This window comes from Patescibacteria group bacterium (assembly GCA_024238995.1).
GTDB lineage: Bacteria > Patescibacteriota > Minisyncoccia > Minisyncoccales > JANBVM01 > JANBVL01.
Window position 1 is genome coordinate 1 of the sequence record JANBVL010000015.1, and the last position, 1,329, is coordinate 1,329.

Sequence of the window (1,329 nt, forward strand, 5' to 3'; positions counted from 1 at the left end):
GTTAATGCGACCAGGAAAGGAATTATCAGAAAACTAAATAATAAATATGGGATTAAAAAAACTTTGGAAAAACCTCCGAGCACAGGGAGTATAGAATATGTCTGGTTTATCCAGATATTAAGTCCGATATAAACTAAAAAAATAAAGATAAAATAAAAAATATACGGTTTTTTAAATAAGGCATCCTTTACTCTTTGGATTCTTTCTTTATTAAACCTCATTTTAAAATTGCTGGAATTATGATACAGCATTAATTGCAGCTTCTAGTTGAGCGAATGGAACTGCTCCAGAAACAGGGACGGCATTGCCGTTCTTATTATTAACTACAACAAAATAAGGTGTTCCTCTACCACCAGCAGCTGTTGCCTGAGCAAGCTCTTTTGAAATCTCTGAACTTGCCTCACCGCCATCTAAGCAACTGTTGAATTCTGATGTATCAAGTCCGAGTTGTGTTGCATATGATTTCAAACTTACAATGTCAAGTGCAGCCTGATTAGCAAATAAAGTATCGTGATATTCCCAGAATTTTCCTTGTCTGTTTGCACATTCTGAAGCTTCTCCTGCTTTTTGAGCATAGGGATGAATACTATTTAATGGAAAATGTTTGTATATCAGATTAACCTGACCATCTTTGAAGTAATCGCTGTTTTTGAAATCAGTCAAGGCACCTGTATGCGCTTTCCCACAAAATGGACACTGAAAATCAGAAAATTCTACAATTGAAACATCTGCATTTGAGTCCCCAAGCACAGGGTCATCATCTTCTATAAGGGCTTTTGCATTAATAGTGTCTGTTGCTTGTCCTGTTGGAGCTATGTCTCTGATATCACTACCGCTCCCACCAAACCAACCACTAAAAAGTCCAATTAAGAATAATGCTGCGAATACAAAAGTTCCAGCTTTCCATAACATATCTTTCTTTACTGTTATTGTTATGCTCTTGTTACTTTTTTCTTCTGTCATTTTATGTTAAAGTAAAATATGGTTTAAAAAGATTTCTCTTTATATAAAAAGATTTTGTTGTTAATAATTATCTATAAATAATTATCTTTGCATTTTTGCCCCTATGTTTTTTTGGTAGGGTAATATGTGCTCCAGAACCAAAGTCAGAGATCTTTCTTTCTAAAATTTCTTCTACATCTCCTTTAAACATAACGCTAAACGCTTTCTTCAGTAAATTTTTCTTTTGTTTTTCCATATATATTATGTATATATCAATTTTATTTATATAAACCCATTTTCTATCATATCTCCCCAGGATTTTTCACCGAGTGCAACCAGGGCTTCTTTTAAAGTTAAAATTGGTTTTGAATATTTCGCAAAATCATC

2 protein-coding genes are annotated in these 1,329 nt (G+C 33.4%); both read right to left on the bottom strand.

Annotated features, from left to right (window positions below; genetic code table 11):
• Positions 1-237: 237 nt before the first annotated feature.
• Positions 238-963 carry a DsbA family protein gene (locus KJI70_03640; protein MCP6718594.1) on the bottom strand — a complete coding sequence of 242 codons (726 nt, stop codon included), beginning with the start codon at positions 961-963 and terminating at the stop codon, positions 238-240.
• Positions 964-1,030: 67 nt separating this feature from the next.
• Entirely contained in the window at positions 1,031-1,198 is a 168-nt protein-coding gene (locus tag KJI70_03645; protein ID MCP6718595.1) for a DUF2080 family transposase-associated protein, read from the bottom strand.
• Positions 1,199-1,329 lie beyond the last annotated feature (131 nt).